Source organism: Bacillus sp. AG4(2022), assembly GCF_031844465.1.
Lineage (GTDB): Bacteria > Bacillota > Bacilli > Bacillales > Cytobacillaceae > Bacillus_AB > Bacillus_AB infantis.
This window is the reverse complement of sequence record NZ_JAUZVH010000007.1, coordinates 198,564-217,732: the sequence shown is the minus strand read 5'-3', so window position 1 is coordinate 217,732 and position 19,169 is coordinate 198,564. Positions and strand designations below refer to the sequence as shown.

Sequence of the window (19,169 nt, the reverse complement as noted above, 5' to 3'; positions counted from 1 at the left end):
CAAATAGCCTGCGGGACCGTGCTGAGGCACGTTCTCTTTTTCATCAAAATATACCCCGTATAGGTATAAGGAGATGTGAGCGATGAGCGAGCAAGCAAAAGAAACTCAGTTTGAAATAAGCGGGATGACCTGTTCAGCCTGTGCCGTAAGAATAGAAAAAGGACTCAAAAAGGTTGAAGGTGTGGAAAATGCTTCAGTCAATCTGGCTCTTGAAAAAGCGGCTGTTCAATTTGACCCTGAAAAAGTGAAGCAGGAAGATATTTTTCAAAAGGTAGAAAATCTGGGCTACAAGGTTGTGATTGAAAAGGCAGAGCTCGCCATTACAGGCATGACCTGTGCAGCCTGCTCCGCACGCATTGAAAAAGGGCTAAAGAAAATGGACGGAATCAGTGATGCAAACGTCAACCTGGCGCTGGAAAGGGCAGATGTGGTCTATAATCCTTCTGCAGTATCGCCGGCTGACCTTATTAAAAGAGTTGAAAAACTTGGCTATGGTGCTGCCCTGAGAACTGAGGAGGTGGCAGGTGAAGAGCAGGACCACCGTGAAAGAGAAATAGAGAGACAGAAAGGAAAATTCACTTTTGCTCTTATTCTTTCTCTGCCATTATTATGGGCAATGGCCGGACATTTCAGCTTTACCAGCTTCCTGTATGTGCCGGAGATGTTCATGAATCCCTGGGTGCAGCTGGCCCTTGCTGCTCCAGTCCAGTTTTTCATCGGCCGCCAGTTTTATACAGGCGCCTACAAAGCTCTTAGAAACGGCAGCGCCAATATGGATGTACTGGTTGCCCTCGGCACCTCTGCTGCCTTTTTCTACAGCTTATATTTATCAATAAAATCGATAGGTTCAGGGGGCCACTCAGTAAATCTTTATTTTGAGACCAGTGCAGTCCTGATAACGCTGATTATTCTGGGGAAACTGTTTGAAGCCAAAGCAAAAGGACGGTCTTCTGAGGCCATTAAAAAGCTGATGAATCTGCAGGCTAAAACGGCGCGCGTCATCAGGAATGGCGAGGAAATTGAAATTCCCCTGGAAAGCGTCATGCCCGGTGATATCCTTGCCGTGAAGCCAGGAGAGAAAATTCCTGCTGACGGAATGATCCTTGAGGGAAGAACCGCCGTGGATGAAAGCATGATAACAGGAGAAAGCGTACCTGCCGATAAGGAGCCCGGCGATTCAGTCATTGGGGCAACCATCAACAAAAATGGTTTCATAAAAGTGCAGGCAGCAAAAGTGGGTAAAGATACAGCCCTCGCACAAATCATCAAGGTTGTTGAGGATGCACAAGGTTCAAAGGCACCAATCCAGCGCCTTGCTGACAAGATTTCCGGGATATTTGTACCGATTGTTGTGGGGATCGCTGCCGTTGTATTCCTCATCTGGTACCTGTGGGCAGATCCAGGCAATTTTGCAGAAGCTCTTGAAAAATTGATTGCTGTTCTTGTGATAGCATGTCCCTGTGCATTGGGTTTGGCGACACCGACCTCCATCATGGCCGGCTCAGGGCGGGCTGCAGAATACGGTATCCTTTTTAAGGGCGGGGAGCATCTTGAACGGACACACCGCATTACGACGGTTGTTCTTGATAAGACTGGTACAATCACCAACGGGAAGCCGGTATTGACAGATGTGCTGACGGAAATGGATGAGACGGAGTTCCTGGCTATGGCAGGTGCGGCAGAAAAACAGTCTGAGCATCCTCTTGCCGAAGCTATAACAGCCGGAATCAAAGCACGCAATATTATAATGAAAGAAGCGGAAGAATTTGAAGCAATTCCCGGATATGGCATTAAAGCTGTTGTGGCTGGAAAGAAGCTCCTGATAGGAACCAGAAGGCTGCTCGGTGCGGATTCTATTGATTTCAGCCCTGCTGAAGCTGATCTTGAAACGCTTGAAAGCCAGGGTAAAACTGCCATGCTTGCAGCCATTGACGGTCATTTTGCAGGCATCATCGCGGTTGCAGACACAATCAAAGATACATCTGCCGAGGCAATCGCACGCCTTAAGGAGATGGGTCTTGAAGTAATCATGATGACAGGTGACAACAAGGCTACAGCCGAGGCAATCGGCAGGGAAGCTGGTGTTGATGCGGTAATATCTGAAGTCCTCCCGGAAGGAAAGGCAGAAGAAGTGAAAAGGCTGCAGAAGCAAGGGAAAATTGTGGCCATGGTGGGAGACGGAATCAATGATGCGCCGGCACTGGCTGTTGCCGACATCGGAATGGCAATCGGAACAGGCACTGATGTAGCGATGGAGGCGGCAGATATTACCCTGATCCGCGGCGACTTAAGAAGCATTTCCGATGCCATTTACATGAGCAGGAAAACAATCTCGAACATCCGGCAAAACCTCTTCTGGGCTTTTGGATATAATACGCTCGGCATCCCCTTTGCAGCACTTGGTCTGCTTGCGCCATGGCTGGCAGGGGCAGCAATGGCATTCAGTTCAGTCTCGGTTGTCCTTAATGCGCTGAGGCTGCAGCGGGTCAAATTATAAGGAGGGCTTCTGATGAAAAAGTGGGCCATATCAGCCGCAGTATACCTGCTGTTGGTGATTTGCGGCTATTATTTGTATGATACATTAATCGCTGAACCCCCTGCGGAACCAGAGCACGGTCATCAAAGCGATTAGGAAGGAATGGCATAAAGCTATTTGTTTTTAAAGCAGAGAAACAGAACAAGAGGAAAAAGCTCCATGCATCTGGGGCTTTTTCCTTTTTTATTTAGGAGGAAATCTTCTGAAGCCTTCCAGCAACAATAAATTTAATTTTTGGAATATAATAATAATAGACTTACAAAGGGGGAAGAAAATTGGCGGAAAATATTGAACTGAAGAATAGCGTGGCGGAAGCATTAGAAAAAATAGCGGGCATTTCAGCTGTCCAAAAGGGACTATCCTTTTTAAAAAATGATAATGACCGGACATCGGCTGATCAAAAGGAGCTGACGAGCATCCCTGCACCTACCTTTGAAGAGGGGGAACGGGGGGAGTATTATAGACGAAGGCTGGAAGAGCTGGGTATTGAAGATATTTCGAAAGATGATGCAGGCAATATATTCGGCCTGAGAAAGGGAACGGGGAATGGACCAAGGATTGCGGTTTGTGCCCATCTTGATACTGTTTTTCCAGCAGGCACTGACACAGTCCCAAAAGTAAAAGACGGAAAAATTTATGCTCCCGGCATCGCTGATGACGGAAGGGGGCTGGCTGCCGTACTGACTATAATCCGTGCGTTCAACGAAACGGGAATCGAAACGGAAGGGGATATTCTGTTTGGAGCGACGGTTGGAGAAGAAGGACTTGGGGATTTAAATGGCGTTAAGGCGCTGTTTGGACAAGATCATGGGATAGACGGTTTCATTTCCATAGAACCAGGCAGCCCTGAGCGAATTACATATCTGGCTGCAGGCAGTAAAAGATATGAGATTACCTATAAGGGCTCAGGCGGCCACAGCTTTGGGGATTTCGGGACGCCGAGCGCCATTCATGCTGCAGGAAAAGCCATTGCCGGCATAGCAGATCTTAAGGTGCCGGAAGATCCAAAAACAACTTTTAATGTAGGGATAGTATCCGGAGGGACCTCGGTCAATACGATTGCAGCGGAAGCCAGATTGATCATCGATCTTCGTTCGGTTTCCGCAGATGAGCTGGCAAGGGTTGAATCTGAAGCGCTCTCCATCATCAAGGAAGCTGCCGGCGGTGCTGATTCCGGAATTACAGTTGAAATCAAGCAGGTAGGCGACCGCCCGGCAGGCAGCCAGGATATGGAATCAGCCATTGTCCAAACGGCTGCAGAGGCTTCAAGGCAGCTAGGATTCATACCTTCGTTTGAGAAAGCCAGCAGCACCGACTCCAATGTGCCGATTGCTCTTGGAATTCCGGCTGTAACACTTGGCGGAGGCGGAAGCTTTGGGGGCATACATACACTTGAAGAGTACTTTGATCCGCAGGATGCCTATTATGGGCCACAGGCCATTTTCCTATGTATTCTGGGATTGACGGGAATCAAAGGCATTTCCAGTCCGGTCCTGGACAGCCGGCGCAAAAATAATGCAGAAGGGGGCCAATAATGGAAACATTGACGATTGAAAATTTCATGAACATCAGAAACGTGAAGAATCCTGCTTATGGACCGCAGGGGAAAATGCTGAATTTCATCTCAGATGCTTCCGGGATTCCGCAAATATGGGAAATACACGCTGAAGGCGGCAACCCTAATCAGGTACTGGAAACCGCTGAAAGGATTATGTTTGTTTCCTTTATCCAAGGAACCGGTAAAAGGATTTTTGGCATGGATGAGGGTGTGAATGAAAAGCAGCAGCTTTTCCTTTTAACCGAAACTGGGGAGGTCATCCGGCTGACCGACTCGCCAGAACATATACACAAGTATGGAGGGGTATCTCCTGATGGAAAGTGGATTTCCTGGGCCAGCAACCGCCGTCATAACACCTATTTTGATATATATATTCAAAGTCTTGAAAGTTTTGAAGTTAAAATGGTGTTCCAGGGAGATGGTCATTTTTCTCCGCTTCAATGGCATCCGGAAGGAAACTCCCTGCTGATAGAGCAGGTGAACACAAATCTTGATAATGACCTTGGACTGCTGGATCTTTCAGGGGGAACAGTGCAGTGGCTCACAAAGCATGAGGGGGAAGCGGCTTTTGCCAGCCCTGCGTTCAGCTCAGATGGAAAAATGATTTATATGCTGTCCAACAGGGATCGGGAATTCATGAATCTTGCCAGACTTAATCTTGAAACACTGGAAACAAAGTGGCTGGTCGAGAAGGAGTGGGACTTGGAAGAGCTGAAGCTCAGCACTGATAAAAAGAAGATCGCTTTTTCCATCAATGAAGGAGGGGTCTCAAAAGGCGCATTATTGGATTTTGAATCGAATGAAGTGACAGAGTGGGAATCCCCTGCAGGCGTCATTACTGACTTTTCTTTCTCTCCTGATAACAGCAGGCTTGCCTTTATCCTGAATGGGCCGCAGCATCCTTCAGACATTTGGGAACTCGATCTCAGATCTCGTAAAGCTAAAAGGGCCACGTTCATTTCGCATGATCCTCTGGTAGAGGAAAAGCTGTGTGCTCCTGAACTGATTTCTTTTGCTTCCTTTGATGGCCTTGAGATTCCAGCATTCTACTATAAGCCTAAAGAGGCTGACGGAAAGCTTCCGGTGGTTGTGTTTGTCCACGGAGGGCCGGAAAGCCAGATAAGGGCTGTTTTTAATCCGTTCCTGCAGTTTTTCCTTGATAATGGATTTGCAGTATGTACGCCGAATGTCAGGGGCAGTACAGGCTATGGTAAAAGCTTTACCCATCTGGATGATGTCAGGAAGCGGATGGACTCTGTACGTGATTTAGTCCATCTGGTCGATTGGCTGAAAACAGAGGGAGGAGCTGCCGAAGATCAGATCAGCATTATGGGAAGAAGCTACGGGGGCTTTATGGTCCTGGCAGCCATCACCCACTACCCTGACATCTGGTCTTCTGCCATTGATATTGTTGGAATTTCGAGCTTCCGGACGTTCCTGCAGAATACCAGCCCGTGGAGGAGGAAAATGAGGGAAGCTGAATATGGGAGCATAGAGAATGACGGGGCCTTCTTCGATGAAATTGATCCGCTTCATAAAACAGACAGGATTCAATGTCCGCTCCTTGTTCTTCACGGTGCCAATGATCCGAGAGTGCCGATTGAGGAAACAGAGCAGATTGTGGAGGATCTGAAGAATCGTAAGCATCCTGTAGAGTATATCCGTTTTGAGGATGAAGGCCATTTCTTTGTAAAAAGGGAGAATAATATTAAAGCTTATACAGCTTCATGGGATTTCCTCAAGGAATATTCCGGAAGGATCAAACATTAGGAGCTGCTGTTCCTGAAAGATTTTATAGAAGCTTTCAGGCTGCTGTATGAACCTATCGCTGCATATCCATAAAACCATCCCATAAAGAGGCCGGCCACGAAGTCATGCTTATGGCTGATCAGGACCGAAACGGGCAGTCCGCAAAGCAAGGCAACTGACGGGACTATTTTTGCAGGGATATTGAAATACAGCTTCAGCAGCTGTGTTACAATAAGACCGCAGGCACGGCAAAAACAGCATCCCAAAAGTTGTGTATAACAGGGAACATTGGGCCTATCACCTTTCTTCCAAGTCAGGACTGACTGTTTCAGTCTATTTTTGCCGGCAGCCAGAGAATTATACGGGGGGAAGGTCTATGTATACAGCAGCAGCTTTCATTTTCTGCTATTTAGCCGGCTGCATCAACGGGGCTTATCTTCTGGCCAGAAAGTGGCAGGGAAAAGATATCAGGCAGATGGGCAGCGGGAACGCAGGTGCAAGGAATGCTGGCCGTGAACTTGGAAAAAGAGGTTTCTTTTATACGATTTTGATTGATGCAGGGAAGACAGTGGCTGCTTTAGCTGCAGCTGATGCTTTTCTGGGGCATTCCGCACTGTTGGTCTGTGCTTTCGCTGTACTATGCGGGCATATCTGGCCGGCCCCCCTTGGATTCAGGGGAGGCAAGGGGGTTGTCGTATATCTGGCATCGGCTCTTTATTTAGCCCCCGCGAGCCTGCTGGCTGCCTTTATTGTACTGCTTGCCGGATGGAGCGTCACACGGCGCTTTACGGTTCCAGGGCTTATCGCAATGGCGGCAATGCCTGTTTCCATCTATTTATTAGCAGGAGACGTTCCAGCAGCCGTTGCATTTGTGATTATGCTCCTGATTGTGATAGCAGCACATAACGACTATTTTTATAAGAAAGTGGCCTAGCCGAAAAGCACTTTCCAGCCAGAAGGCTCCTCCATTTCCAGACAAAACAGTTGAGCTGGGAGCGCAAATGAGGTAATATATAAATACAAGCTGCTTTGCCCGTAACCATAATAAAGTTTTAACCTTTAAGCTGTAATAGGGAGTTTTATATCGAAGCTGGAATGACAAGCCTCTGTCACATGTGACAAGGAGGACATGCAGGAAGGTTTCTGCAAACACCCACTTTGAGGAGTGGTGGTTTAAAACTTTCTTATATTTATTACGGCAAAAGTGGCTTACATAAGCATTTAGAAACCAGTTCCTTTCAGGAGCTGGTTTTTTGCTTTTATAAGGACCTCTCTAGACTAAAAAATGATGCCAAATTTCAAGAAAAATAAAGGTGTTCAAATGCTGAATAGCCAATACTTTGTATATCCACTAAACAATATAGATAAGTTTACTTCAATTCAATGCATATAAAAAGTTTGCAGTTAACAAATTTTAGATAGAAAGGTGAGAATAATGACTTTGAATACACATAAAGCAAAAATGCTGATAGACAAGTCGTTTAGAATATCCGATATTGACCCTAGGATATATGGTTCTTTCATAGAGCAGCTGGGCCGTGCCGTATATGGGGGAATATACGAACTTTCGCATTCCAGTGCTGATGAGGATGGATTCCGACAAGATGTTATAGAACTGGTAAAAGAGCTGAGGGTGCCGATTATCCGCTATCCCGGGGGGAATATGGTTTCAGCTTACAACTGGGGAGATGGAATCGGACCAAAAGAATTGAGGCCAAAACGCCTGGATTTAGCCTGGAATTCACTGGAGACAAACGAAGTTGGGACTAACGAATTTGCAGCCTGGGCGAAGAAAGTCAATGCAGAAGTCATGATGGCTGTTAACTTAGGTACCAGGGGCATTGATGCTGCACGAAATTTAGTAGAATACTGTAATCATCCCGGCGGTACTTATTGGACTGATTTAAGAAAAGAACATGGCTATACTGACCCTCACAATATAAAGGTCTGGTGTTTAGGAAATGAAATGGATGGACCCTGGCAAATTGGCATGAAAACGGCATATGAATATGGAAGGCTAGCTGCTGAAACTGCCAAGGCGATGAAATTGGTCGATCCTTCGATTGAACTGGTCAGCTGCGGAAGCTCCGGCTCAGGCATGCCAACATTTCCTGAATGGGAAGCAGAAACACTCGAACATACATATGAAGCTGCTGATTATATATCTCTTCATCAATATTATGGGAATAGAGATAATAACTCGGCAAACTATTTGGCAAGTACACTGGACATGGATAGTTTCATTAAAACTGTTACTGCAGCATGTGATTATATGAAGGCAAAGAAACGCAGTAAAAAAACAATGAACTTAAGTTTTGACGAATGGAATGTTTGGTTTCATTCCAATGATCAGGACAAGGCCATTGAACCTTGGTCTTTGTCGCCTCCGTTATTGGAGGATATTTACACATTTGAGGATGCTTTACTTGTAGGCAGCATGCTGAATACCCTGCTAAAGCATTCAGATCGGGTAAAGATCGCTTGTATGGCCCAGCTGGTAAATGTCATTGCACCAATTATGACAGAAACAGGAGGCGGTATTTGGAAGCAATCCATTTTCTATCCATTCTACTATACTTCTGTATATGGACGTGGTACAGCACTTCATTCGATTGTTGATTCACCCAAGTATGACAGTAAAGATTTTACTGATGTGCCATTCTTAGACCAGTCAGTGGTCTATAATGAAGAAAGTGAAGAACTGGTTATCTTTGCTGTGAATCGCAGTCTGGATACTCAATTGCTGGTTGATGTTGATATCCGGTCGTTCGAAGGGTATAAATTATCCGAACAGATAGTACTAAAAAATGAAAATCCCAAAGCGGTAAATTCCATTAATGATGAGCAAGTTAAACCAGAGAAGGGCAATGACTCATATATTGAAAATGGAACTCTTACTGCTGTATTGCCAAAAATGTCATGAAATATGTTCAGGCTTAAGAAGCTGGAAGTTTGATATCAGAACGTTAGGTAATAAAGTTCCAAGGCAGCATGTTCACTCTCTTTTGAGGTCCTTTCCAAAGATATATGAATCAAAAGACTAAGCCGTACACTGCATTAAACAACAAAAATCCAGGGGAGAGAATTATATGTTTCTCTCCCCTGGATTTTTGTTGTGCAGCTTTATTGCGCTGTTCTTATACAGGCTCTCTGCGGTTATCGATTTTCTTTGCCATGGAAAGGGCGGCAGACAGCTTTTCCTCTATATAATAGAGGGCATCGACATCACTCCGGGTCCCATCCAGATGTTCTTCTATAACATTGCAGAGCATTCCGGCCGCCCTAGTAACATGGTCCAGGGCCGAAGCAAGCTCCCAGTCTATGCATCTGTTTGTGGTAGCGATCATTTGTATTTCTTTAAGCTGCCGATGGACATTCCGGATAGAAATGGCATCGAACTGATCATGGATCACGCTCATTTTCATTCCCCCTTTTTATTCTCCCCTTTACAAACTATGCATATCTCCTGGTTTATAGAATACGTTCGTCATCTGCGGTCAGAAGGGTACTGGAATATGTCAGTAGCCTTTCCTGTAATCAACAAGATTGCGGGCAGGCTTCTTACCTTCTAGATATTCCTTCAGGTTGGGAACCAGAATATCGTTGATGACCCTTTCATCGTAATATTCGGTTGAGCCGGAAGTGTGTGGTGTGATAATTACATTTTCCATTTCCCAGAGAGGGCTGCTCTCCTGGAGAGGTTCTTTTTCAAAAACATCCAGACCTGCTCCGGCAATCTCGCCCTCTTTAAGGGCACTGATCAGATCCTGTTCGACCAGGATTTCACCTCTGCCAATATTGATTAAGAATGCGGTGTTCTTCATTCTTTTAAACTGTGATGCGGAAAACAGAGAGTGTGTTTCATCTGTTAGAGGGAGTGTGATGACAATATAATCACAGTGAGGCAGAATATCATCCAGCTTTTCGGCAGTGTGCATTTCGTCAAAATGCTGCTCTTCTTTTCCGGAGTGCCTTACTCCAATCACTTTCATGCCAAAGGCTTTAGCAATTTTGGCTGTTTCGCAGCCAATTGCACCCGCACCGATGATACCGATGGTCTTTTTGTGGATTTCCTGGTTCATATGGCTGTGATGCCACTTCTTCTCTTCCTGGTTTCTCACATAGGTATGTATTTTCCGGGTGAGTGCGAGCATCAGGCCAAAAATAGTCTCAGAAATCGGATAAGCATGGACACCGTTCGCGCTTGTCAGGAAGACATTGTTTTTTTCCAGCTCTTCAAGCGGAAGATTATTGACGCCTGCACTCCAGGTTTGAATCCAGCGGAGGTTATTGCTGTCCGCCGCTTGGACTGTATCTTTTTTCCACCCTGCAATAATTTCAGCATCCATCAGATGGCTTTTCCAGATTTCGGGATCTTTCCCTGAGATAATATTCCAGCCCGGCATAACGTTTTTAACATTTTTTAGCAGATCTTCACGCAGATCTTGTGTTAGTATCATTGTTTTTGTGGACAAATAAGTTACCTTCTTTCTTAAGAGATGACAGAAATTTCGAATAATATCATTCTAACATCTTTGGAAAATAATAAGAAAAGAAATGCTTTGAATAGCTAAAAACGTTGAAACCTATATGGACTGGGAAAAATGGAATGGAAATACTTTAGGAAGGCTTTGGTGCCTATCCGCGATGACATGGTTTTTTTATTGATAGGCTGTCTGAGCTTTGTATCACGCGAGAGCCTGGAATATATGCAGAATACCATTAAAGCTTCTTGAAAAAGAAAGCCATTCTTTTTATAATAAAATAGACCGAATATTCTATTTTGAGAAAAACTTATATCTGGGGGGAAACCTAATGCAAACTGCCGCTGTGCTTTCATATGAAGCTGCCCTGAAGAAATTTGAAAAAATCGATGAGAAAATAACTCATTTAACAAGCATTTCAAGCCTTTTGGGCTGGGATCAGAAGGTGATGGCTCCGAAAAAAGGAAGAGGATTTTTCTCCAAGTCAATCGGGACGCTTGAAACGGAAATCTTCAAGCTTCAGGTGAGCGGGGAACTCGGAGAGGTGCTTGCCATTCTGGATGATGAAGAAAAAGCTGTTCATCTGGATGAAAGAATGCAGGCAAGGATCAGGGAAAGAAAAATGTTTTATGACAAATCAAAAAGCATCCCTGCTGACTTGTACAATGAATATAGTATTCTGACTGCAGAGGCCAACAATGCCTGGGAAGAAGCCCGGGAAAAGAATGATTTTCTGCATTACCTTCCTTACCTCAAAAAATCATAGATTACAAAAAACAATTCATTAAGCTTTATGGCGAATATGACCATCCTTATGACGCACTCCTGGAAGATTTCGAACCAGGGCTGACAGTAAAAAAGCTGGATCCTCTTTTTTCATCTCTGCGCAAAAGCAGTGTGGAACTGCTGAAGAAAATACAAAACTCTGGTGCAGTGCTGCCGGTTGAAATTGTCAGACAGTCTTTCCCTGTTGGCAAACAGAAGGATTTCAACAGGGCAATTCTTCCTGAGATCGGCTTTGACCTGGATGCAGGCCGGCTGGATGAAACTGTCCATCCTTTTGCTCAGCCAATCAATACGAGAGATGTCAGGATTACAACCAGATATGCTGAATATAATGTATTGACCGCCCTTTTCGGCACGATCCATGAAGCGGGTCACGGAATTTATGAACAGCAGATCGATCCTGCTCTTGAAGGCACTTGCCTCAGGGAAGGGGCATCTTTCGGCATTCATGAATCACAATCGAGATTCCTTGAAAATATGGTTGGCAGAAGCAGACAGTTCTGGAGCCGCTTTTATCCTGAATTCCAGAAAACCTTTTCCGAACAGCTTGCAGATGTAACCGAAGATCAGTTTTACCAGGCGATAAATGCGGTCAATCCTTCATTTATCAGGGTGGAAGCTGATGAACTGACCTATAATCTCCATATCATGCTCCGCTATGAGATTGAAAAAAGCTTGTTCAAAGGGACGCTTTCTGCAAAAGATCTTCCGGAAGCATGGAACAAAAAAATGGAGGATTACCTGGGAATTAGACCTGAAACAGATTCAGCAGGAGTGCTTCAGGATGTACACTGGTCATTCGGCGGATTTGGCTATTTTCCTTCGTATGCTTTGGGCAATCTGTATGCAGCGCAAATCCTGGAAACAATAAAAAAACAAATCACGGATTTCGGGGAAAAGATAGCAGAAGGCGATTTCAGCACTATCATGCAATGGCTGAAAGACAATATTCATCAGTATGGAAAAACCTTCACTCCGGATGTTTTAATCCAAAAGGTGACAGGTGAAGAGCTGAATGCTGAGTATCTTATTCAATACCTTGAAGATAAATATGGGAAATTATATAATTGCTGAATAAAGGCTCTCCCTCGAGGAGGGCTTTTTTCTTGAAAGAATAATAGATAGAAGGTGATTTGTTTGAAGGCGTATTTATTTCTGTTCATTGCCATTGCAGCAGAATTATTCGGAACTTCTATGCTGAAGGCCTCTGAAGGTTTTACGAAAATATGGCCGGCCCTAGGAGTGCTCCTCGGTTTTGGAGTGGCTTTTTTTGCTTTATCTCTTTCGTTAAAAACAATCCCATTGAGCATCGCATATGCTATCTGGTCCGGAATCGGCACTGCTGCAACTGCAGTAATCGGCATATTGATTTGGAAAGAAAAGCTGAACATGCTGAGCGCTGCAGGAATCATCCTTATTATTCTTGGCGTTGTTCTCCTTAATATGGCTTCTCCATCGAGTCATGCCGGCGGGGAAGAGGCTTATACAGAAACAGTAAAAGGAAATTAATTTACAAAATATTCTATTAATTGTATAATTATCCTGATAGATAGATTGAAAGGCTTCTGGCAGCTAAACTGGAAGCCATTTTCTTCTAATAAAACTCCGCATTTTTCTCTTCTTCGAACCCATCACATAAACAAACACTTACACATATATTCCATAAACCTATTCCATTCTGGAGGTGTTTCTTATGTGAATACACCACTGACAATATTATAAAAAATCCAATATTATAGAAGAATTTGCACAAGCCTATTTATTATGGATTAAACCAGGGGAGGGGAAACTTTGGATCAGCTATATATAGAAAAATTCCTTATAAGGAGAGAAACGCTTTGCATCATGCCATTCAGTAATCTGTTTGGGGAGCGGCATGCTGAAATTGTAGGTCTGGAAGATGAATCTGTTTTGGTTAAAGGCCCCCCGCATGAGGTGATGAATGATTCCCTTCAGCAGCTGGGAAGCAATTTAAAGGGCGCTATGAAGGGCACTAAGAAAGTTTTAGGCAAAGTCAGCATGCCGCCGGTACGGCTCTGCGGCCTGCAGGATCTGTTTTGGTTTCCTCACAAAGCTCCCTTTCATGAAGACACCGTATGGTTTTCGCTTCACGGGATAGAAGATGTGGCAGCCATTGGGGTGAATAAATGTGCTGTCCTGCTTATAAACGGAAAAACAGTACATCTTGATATTTCGGAAAAACTTTTCAAAAATAGGATGGCAAGGGCTGAGAGCTATAAATACCGGATTGAAAAGGCAACAGGCAGAACACTGACATATCTTTATAACCCGCCGGCTGGCTTCAAAATAAGTGAGTGAGCCAAACATATTCATGCAGAGAAAAAATGAGAATCTTTGAGTCTTTCCCGGCATAACTCTTTTTATACACAAATTTTGAAAGGGTGAAAGTGATGGGAAAAGCTTTAGTATTTCAATCGGATTTCGGATTAGCAGATGGGGCGGTCAGTGCGATGCACGGTGTTGCTTTTTCCGTCAGCCCTGCCATTCCAATTTTCAATTTGACGCATAACATCCCTGCTTTTTCCGTATGGGAGGCATCCTGCAGGCTTAATCAGACTCTTCCATATTGGCCTGAGGGGACAGTCTTTGTTTCTGTGGTCGATCCTGGTGTCGGTTCTGAGAGGAGGAGCCTCGCAGTCAAAACAGCAACAGGACAGGTGGTCATCACGCCGGATAACGGCACATTGACACATGTCAGCATGAATGCAGGGATTGCTGAAGCGAGGGTCATTAATGAGACGATGAACAGGCTTCCAGGATCCCTGGAATCTCACACATTCCACGGCAGGGATATTTACGCGTATACAGGAGCCAGGCTGGCCAGCGGCGCAGTCAGCTTTGAAGAACTGGGGGAACATGTAGATCCCGGCGTTATTTGTATTTTGCAGGCTCCATGCGCTTCACTCAATAACGGCAAATCTGCAGGGTGTATTGAAATCATGGATGTCCGCTTCGGGAATCTGTGGACGAATATTGGGAGAACTCTGCTGATCGAGATGGGAGTGGCACACGGAGACAGACTGATAGCGGAAATTAGGGCAGGCCAATCACTTGCCTTTAGAGGGCTGGTCACTTTTGGTAAATCTTTTGCAGATGTACCTGGGGGAGAACCTGTTGCCTATATAAACTCACTTGGGAATCTCGGGCTGGCTGTGAACCAAGGTTCTTTTGCCGAAATATTTTCGATAGGGGCAGGGCAAGATTGGACCATATCAGTTGAAAAGTCAGAATTCCGGGAGATGCTGCAGAAAAACCTTGCAAGTGGGATTGCTGCTACATGAGAGAGGATAAGGGAGTGCGGGAAAGCAGCTTGCTCTTTTTGACGGCCTTTGGCACGCCAAGGTGATAACAGCCAATTCCATAAGCAATGAGAAAGACCTGGAAGGGTCTTTTTTCTTTTGGGCAGGTTTTATTTGAAAACCGAATGAATAGGAGAAACCTTTGGAGGAGAAGAGGCAGCCAGGAAGGTTAACACTGGTCTGAGTGCTTGAAGCGGAATGAGGTACTCAAAAGTCTGATGCGCCGATCAGAATTCCCCATGCAGGACAAATGAGGTACTCAAGAGAGTGGATGCACCGACCGGAGTACCTCATACAGCACATATGAGGTACTCAAGAAAGCAGATATGCCGATCAGAGTGCCCCATACAGGACAAGTGAGGTACTCAAGAGAGTGGATGCACCGATCTGAGTTCCTCAAGCGGGCAAAGGGGCAGATGGCTTACTGGAGAAAGGGTCAACATTGTTCTGACTCCCCTATACGAGCACAATCTGCACGCCCATGCTGATGTTAACATGTATATATAGGACTAAAAAATATCATATTCACTTTATATCTCCGTTCAATCCCACAAACGTGAAATCAGCCTTCCTAACCATAAAAACGGGTTTAATAATTGGCTGAGTCCCTCTGATAGAATTTCCTTCAAAATCGAGTCTTTTTGTTTTCCGGCCGCCTGCTTGCCTTTTTTCCTTCTTTTTCTATTCGCCATAGTTTCACCAGCCTTAGTGTGGTTGTCGCAAATTGGAATAATGAGTTACTGTAACCAATATTATACAAAAGAAAACTTCCTGCTTACTATATGCTATTTTACCCGGATGAATGTATGGAGAAAAAAATGTCTAAATGGCACGTTTAGATAGATTTTCGCTGTTTTTCTGTAAAATAAAGGTATATAAAGCATAAAAACTAGGAGAAAAGTGGTTTAATGTCATGATTGAAATATAACTGTAATATAATTATTACCTGTTTGAAAGATTTGGGTGTTATACTTCTAATTGTGAAAAAAAGGTTTAAATTGGTTAATTTAATAGAATTTTGTCACAGAACAATCGAATTTAAAATTTAAAATACATATAGTTTGCCGTTGGCTTTTGCAATTAGATAAAGAGAGAGTCTTATAGCTTGGCAAAGGGAAGCAGGGGGAAGAGAGCGATGAAAAAGAAATTAGTAGTGCTGAACACGACAATTATGCTTGGCCTGGGAAGTGCATTTTCCATCCCGGCAGTTAATGCGGATACATTACACAGCAAAAAAGCTCAAATCCAGGAACAGCGTTCTGGAATCCAGGCCAATATTTCAAAGGCAGCTCAAGAGATTGCAAAAGCTCAGAATGAATTGGAAAAATTGAATGCACAAATTGCACGCGTCAATCAGGCAATCAAGGATAATAACAGCAAGATTGCGACAACAAAAGAACAAATTGCTGCTACAAATGCTGAGATTGAAGAACTGAAGAAAGAAGTAGCTGTCATTCAGGAACGCATTGAGAAGAGGAACGAAGTCCTGAAGGAAAGGGCCAAGTCATTCCAGGAAAGCGGTGCTTCAGTAGGCTATCTTGAAGTGCTGATGGGTTCCACAAGCTTCAGTGATTTCATTGACCGCGTAGGAGCGGTAGCTAAGATTGTCGAGGCTGACAGAGGTTTGATGGAAGAGCATGAAGCGGATAAGAAGGAGCTCGAAGAAAAGAAGGCTTCTGTTGAGCAAAAACTGGCAGGCCTCAATGAAATGAAGACAGAACTTGAAGGCATGCAGGCTCAGATTCTTGAACAGAAGGCCCAGATTGATGTACTGAAGGCTGAGGTCCAGCAAAAGGAAAAGCAGGCTACTGCCCTGAAAGCGGACTTGCTTCAAAAAGATGCTTCACTGGCATCGGAACTGACTTCAATTGACAACGCGATTGCGCAGGAAAGAAAGCGCCAGGCTGCCGAAGCTGCAAAAGCAGTGCAAAGGAGCTACAGCTCTAATACAGCAGCATCTTCTAACAGCGGATCAAGCAGCAATAGTGGAACAAGCAATAATGGCGGAAGCAGCAGTGCTCAGTCGTTCGCGCCTGCTCCGAAGGCAAACGGCAATATCAATACTGCCATCACCGCAGGTTATAAATATATCGGAAACTCTGTCTATGTTTTCGGTGGAGGAAGAACTGCATCTGATGTTGCCAACGGCCGTTTTGACTGCTCAGGCTTCGTACACTGGGCTTTCGCACAGGCTGGCATTAGTGTCGGTTCAAGCACTGATTCTCTTAAAAACTCAGGCACCCGCGTTTCCACAAGCGAAATGCAGCCAGGAGACCTTGTATTCTTCAACACTTATAAAACAGATGGACATGTTGGAATATATATTGGCGGCGGTAAATTCATCGGATCACAAAGCTCGACAGGCGTAGCAATTGCCAATATGTCAAGCGGCTATTGGGCACAGAAATTCAACGGGCGTGTAGTAAGGGTCCGTTAATAAAATATTCTTGAAAAAAGGAGAGGGCATTCAAGCCCTCTCCTTTTTTGTTGTTCAGGATATTATAAATTGTATGTCTTGTGGATTATTTTCAATTTTTGATCAACTTTCAGCAGCTGCGCCGAGATCACAAGTCAAACCTCCCAATAAGGCAAAGAACGCCTTTCTGGGAGGTTCGTCTTAAGGCCCCCAGGATGTGGGTCTCAAGACGTTTCCGCAGGATGTGTGTTCTTAGTCTGCGTTCCTTAAGGTGCAAGGTGCTTGCGCTATGTTCAGTTAAGATTTTTTTTGAGATTTTGGTTACCGGCCAGCAGCTGCTCTCAGAGGCCATAAATCACGTATAAACTTTCAGGCGGCTTTTTTTGCATAGTATATAGATGTATTAGTGGGCAGAGTTGGTTTAATGGCAGCTTCTAACTGGTAAACTGGTAAACTACCTTGTTACCCCCTGCTCTCCATATGATAGTTCTATTTACCTATTATTATTTTTGAAAAATGAATATTTTCTGTTTATTCTATTGAATATCCTTTATTCTCTGCCGATAATAGTAAAAAAGGATGATTCAGGGGGCTATAATGATTACTATTTTAAGAAATTGGAATTTGGGAAAGAAATACATAGCTGTCTTCGCTGTTACTATTTGCTTATTCATTTTATCAGCAGCAGTCGTTTTCAATCAGTTTTCTTTGATTAAGAGTGATGTTGCTTCCATTGATGAGAACAGCATGCGCGCTGTTCAGCTGACAGAGATGGGCTCCATTTACCGCTCAAAGACGATCATGGTGCTGGATTATGTTCAGGTACGCTCACAGAGAATCGTTGAAAACTATGATAAGCAGTCGGGCGAATTCCTTCAGCTGCATGAGGCATTGAAAGAAAGCATGAGAACGAAGGAGGAGCAGGAGCTCTATGCTAAGTTCATTGAAAGCGATGAGAGGCTTAATGAACAGTTTAAAAAACAGCTTATACCAAATATCGAAAGCAATGCCAAGGTTTTGACCGTCCTGAATGATATCCGCACCAAGAGGGATACTGTTATCGCACGCTTGAATGAATTAAGAGAAAGTGTGGAGGCCGGGAAAAACCAGTCAATTGCCAGTACTGAAGAAAGGCTTCAGGCAAGCATCATCATTTTAATTGCTTCTATCCTTGTTTCTTCTGCTTCTGGTTTTGCATTCATCATTCTAATTAACAGGACAGTCAAGAAAAATCTCAGGGCAGTAGTGGATAGTGCCAGGCGGGTGTCATCAGGTAATCTTTCAGGAACCCCGCTCGCTTGGAAGGGTAAAGATGAAATCGGTATCCTGGCGAGTGCCATGGACGATATGAAAGAAAATCTCCTCCAGATGGTAGGCTCCATTCAGGAAGCTGCAGGTTCGGTACAGACCCAAAGCAGTATCCTGACAAAGTCTGCCAACGAGGTAGCCGCAGGAGGCCGGCAAATATCGGCAACAATGGAGGAACTGGCTTCCGGGACTGACCAGCAGGCACTGGCCGCATCTGATCTTTCTGAAACAATGGCCAGATTCTCACAGAGCATCAAGGCTGCACATAATTTTGGAATATCTATGTCGGATACTGCCGGGAATGTATTAAAGGAAGCTTCCATTGGCATGGAGAGAATGGAGCAGGCGGGAAAGGATATGACACAGATTCATGACACCGTCGAGGCCTCTGTTTCCAAAGTTGGCGATCTTGAAAAGCAGTCAGGGGAGATTGCTTCCCTTGTTGAAGTGATCCAGGGTATTGCAGACCAGACGAATCTGCTGGCGCTGAACGCTGCGATTGAGGCGGCGAGAGCAGGAGACAGCGGAAAAGGGTTTGCCGTCGTTGCCAAGGAAGTGAAAGTACTTGCCCAGCAGGTAACCTCATCACTTGTTCATATTACAGATATCGTAGCCAGCATTCAGAGAGAATCAAAGCAAATTGCCGTTGCTTTGAAGAACAGCTACTTACAGGTTCAGCGGGGCACCGGAAGCCTGAAGGATACTGAAGAGACTTTCAGCACCCTGAAAGGATCCATCCTTTCTCTGGGAGAGACAATTTCCAAAATGAGCAGCACCCTTGAGGAGGCTAATACGAATACATCTGCCATCAGCCAGTCGGTTGAAACGATAGCATCGGTGTCCGAAGAAGCTGCAGCAGGTGTAGAAGAAACAGCTGCAACCATCATCCAATCCAATTCAGTGATGACCGATGTTGAACAAAATGCCAACAGTCTGGCAGACTTGGCAAAGCAGCTCAATCAGCTTGTCAGCCGATTTAAAATATAAGAAATGGCCCGCGGATCCAGCGGGC

At 44.7% G+C, this 19,169-nt stretch carries 13 protein-coding genes, 1 other RNA gene and 3 pseudogenes; 14 read left to right on the top strand and 3 right to left on the bottom strand.

Translation table 11 applies throughout. The features are described from left to right. Positions 1–82 precede the first annotated feature (82 nt). From Q9R36_RS19425 to Q9R36_RS19410, 4 genes are all read left to right on the top strand, one after another. Entirely contained in the window at positions 83–2,497 is a 2,415-nt protein-coding gene (locus Q9R36_RS19425) for a heavy metal translocating P-type ATPase (protein WP_306009269.1), read from the top strand. Positions 2,498–2,509: 12 nt separating this feature from the next. Next, the gene (locus Q9R36_RS19420) at positions 2,510–2,632 is read left to right on the top strand and encodes a hypothetical protein (RefSeq protein WP_022544035.1); all 123 of its coding nucleotides are present in this window, start codon (positions 2,510–2,512) and stop codon (positions 2,630–2,632) included. Between the two features lie 179 nt (positions 2,633–2,811). After that, positions 2,812–4,071 (top strand): M20/M25/M40 family metallo-hydrolase, encoded by a 1,260-nt coding sequence (locus tag Q9R36_RS19415; RefSeq protein WP_253617290.1) that lies wholly within the window; start codon positions 2,812–2,814, stop codon positions 4,069–4,071. Next, entirely contained in the window at positions 4,071–5,864 is a 1,794-nt protein-coding gene (locus Q9R36_RS19410; protein ID WP_129612582.1) for a S9 family peptidase, read from the top strand. Before Q9R36_RS19415 ends, Q9R36_RS19410 begins: the two co-directional genes overlap by 1 nt. Here Q9R36_RS19410 and Q9R36_RS19405 read toward each other — a convergent pair. Continuing rightward, a pseudogene (locus Q9R36_RS19405) lies at positions 5,861–6,132 on the bottom strand (hypothetical protein). The gene Q9R36_RS19410 and the pseudogene Q9R36_RS19405 sit on opposite strands and share 4 nt — an antisense overlap. Positions 6,133–6,219: 87 nt before the next feature. Here Q9R36_RS19405 and Q9R36_RS19400 point away from each other — a divergent pair. From Q9R36_RS19400 to arfA, 3 genes are all read left to right on the top strand, one after another. Then, entirely contained in the window at positions 6,220–6,777 is a 558-nt protein-coding gene (locus tag Q9R36_RS19400) for a glycerol-3-phosphate acyltransferase (RefSeq protein ID WP_253617288.1), read from the top strand. A gap of 84 nt (positions 6,778–6,861) precedes the next feature. Beyond that, positions 6,862–7,058: non-coding RNA, 6S RNA (ssrS, locus tag Q9R36_RS19395), on the top strand. A gap of 220 nt (positions 7,059–7,278) precedes the next feature. Beyond that, a complete protein-coding gene (gene arfA, locus Q9R36_RS19390; RefSeq protein ID WP_311225751.1) occupies positions 7,279–8,766 on the top strand; it encodes an arabinosylfuranosidase ArfA in 1,488 nt (495 codons plus the stop codon). Positions 8,767–8,980: 214 nt separating this feature from the next. Here the strand turns inward: arfA and Q9R36_RS19385 are convergent, their stop codons facing one another. Together Q9R36_RS19385 and Q9R36_RS19380 are read right to left on the bottom strand one after the other, a co-directional pair. Then, positions 8,981–9,262, bottom strand: a complete 282-nt coding sequence (locus Q9R36_RS19385) for a hypothetical protein (protein ID WP_022544034.1) — start codon at positions 9,260–9,262, stop codon at positions 8,981–8,983. Between the two features lie 99 nt (positions 9,263–9,361). Continuing rightward, entirely contained in the window at positions 9,362–10,318 is a 957-nt protein-coding gene (locus tag Q9R36_RS19380; RefSeq protein ID WP_094768916.1) for a D-2-hydroxyacid dehydrogenase, read from the bottom strand. Between the two features lie 340 nt (positions 10,319–10,658). Here Q9R36_RS19380 and Q9R36_RS19370 point away from each other — a divergent pair. From Q9R36_RS19370 to Q9R36_RS26175, 7 genes and pseudogenes are all read left to right on the top strand, one after another. Continuing rightward, positions 10,659–12,187: pseudogene (locus Q9R36_RS19370) on the top strand (carboxypeptidase M32). A 63-nt stretch (positions 12,188–12,250) separates the two neighbouring features. Beyond that, on the top strand, positions 12,251–12,622 hold the full coding sequence (locus Q9R36_RS19365; protein ID WP_094768915.1) for a DMT family transporter: 372 nt from the start codon (positions 12,251–12,253) through the stop codon (positions 12,620–12,622). A gap of 282 nt (positions 12,623–12,904) precedes the next feature. Continuing rightward, positions 12,905–13,432: a competence protein ComK gene (locus Q9R36_RS19360; RefSeq protein ID WP_311225749.1), complete on the top strand. Its 528-nt coding sequence runs from the start codon at positions 12,905–12,907 to the stop codon at positions 13,430–13,432. A gap of 89 nt (positions 13,433–13,521) precedes the next feature. After that, complete coding sequence (locus Q9R36_RS19355) at positions 13,522–14,415, top strand: SAM hydrolase/SAM-dependent halogenase family protein (RefSeq protein WP_087944248.1); 894 nt, start codon at positions 13,522–13,524, stop codon at positions 14,413–14,415. 1,153 nt (positions 14,416–15,568) lie between these two features. Continuing rightward, positions 15,569–16,870, top strand: a complete 1,302-nt coding sequence (locus tag Q9R36_RS19350; RefSeq protein ID WP_311225748.1) for a coiled-coil domain-containing protein — start codon at positions 15,569–15,571, stop codon at positions 16,868–16,870. Positions 16,871–17,428: 558 nt separating this feature from the next. Then, positions 17,429–18,202, top strand: a pseudogene (locus tag Q9R36_RS26180) (HAMP domain-containing protein); the annotation flags it as partial. Beyond that, positions 18,188–19,144, top strand: a complete 957-nt coding sequence (locus tag Q9R36_RS26175; protein WP_374703148.1) for a methyl-accepting chemotaxis protein — start codon at positions 18,188–18,190, stop codon at positions 19,142–19,144. The pseudogene Q9R36_RS26180 and the gene Q9R36_RS26175, both read left to right, overlap by 15 nt. The last annotated feature ends 25 nt before the right edge of the window (positions 19,145–19,169 follow it).

Coding starts and splice junctions, on each gene's coding strand:
- arfA (WP_311225751.1), top strand. CDS start 7,279: ATGACTTTGAATACACATAAAGCAAAAATGCTGATAGACAAGTCGTTT.
- Q9R36_RS19410 (WP_129612582.1), top strand. CDS start 4,071: ATGGAAACATTGACGATTGAAAATTTCATGAACATCAGAAACGTGAAG.
- Q9R36_RS26175 (WP_374703148.1), top strand. CDS start 18,188: ATGGACGATATGAAAGAAAATCTCCTCCAGATGGTAGGCTCCATTCAG.
- Q9R36_RS19385 (WP_022544034.1), bottom strand. CDS start 9,262: ATGAGCGTGATCCATGATCAGTTCGATGCCATTTCTATCCGGAATGTC.
- Q9R36_RS19420 (WP_022544035.1), top strand. CDS start 2,510: ATGAAAAAGTGGGCCATATCAGCCGCAGTATACCTGCTGTTGGTGATT.
- Q9R36_RS19400 (WP_253617288.1), top strand. CDS start 6,220: ATGTATACAGCAGCAGCTTTCATTTTCTGCTATTTAGCCGGCTGCATC.
- Q9R36_RS19350 (WP_311225748.1), top strand. CDS start 15,569: ATGAAAAAGAAATTAGTAGTGCTGAACACGACAATTATGCTTGGCCTG.
- Q9R36_RS19425 (WP_306009269.1), top strand. CDS start 83: ATGAGCGAGCAAGCAAAAGAAACTCAGTTTGAAATAAGCGGGATGACC.